Origin of the sequence: Niallia sp. Sow4_A1 (assembly GCF_052116745.1) — a bacterium.
GTDB classification, from domain to species: domain Bacteria; phylum Bacillota; class Bacilli; order Bacillales; family Cytobacillaceae; genus Niallia; species Niallia hominis.
Genome location: NZ_JBQKKM010000138.1, coordinates 1 through 532, shown reverse-complemented (window position 1 = coordinate 532; position 532 = coordinate 1). Strand labels below are relative to the sequence as shown.

At 35.2% G+C, this 532-nt stretch carries 1 protein-coding gene; it reads left to right on the top strand.

The window, feature by feature from the left end; translation table 11 throughout:
- Positions 1-264: 264 nt before the first annotated feature.
- A partial coding sequence (locus tag ACTQ5K_RS25545) for an IS110 family transposase (RefSeq protein ID WP_441994456.1) occupies positions 265-532 on the top strand: 268 nt, incomplete at its 3' end.

Genomic DNA, 532 nt, shown 5'->3' with positions numbered 1-532 from the left:
AAAACATACTAAGATTAGTGGGTAAGGTCATCGACGGATGACTTTGCCCACTATTTTTCTTTTTAAGTTATAGTGAGAAGTGAAAGAAAGCTCGACCAGCCTCAGGGATCTCGAATCCGAATGATAAACGGAGCTTCTTCACTTTCATTTTTGAATCAGCTTTAAGTATGTTGGGGCCAAGGAGCTCGTGTATAGGAAATTGGAATCGAAATGAATAAGTGAAGATCTTTCAAAATGATAAAGAAGAAAGAGAGAGGAAAAACATTGGAATTAATTATTGCTTTAGATATTTCTATGGGGAAAAGTTACAAAGTCTTATATGACGGCCAAACATGTCTTTCAGAAGGGGAAATTCTTCACAATAAGTTTGGGTTTCAAGCATTATTAGAAGAGATTTATAGCCTTCCAGAAGAACCTAAAATTGTTTTTGAATCAACTGGTATCTATTCGAAGCCAGTGGAGACCTTTTGTCAGAAAAACAATTTAACCTATTTCTTGTTAAATCCTCTTGAAGCCAAAAAACAACTAGAAC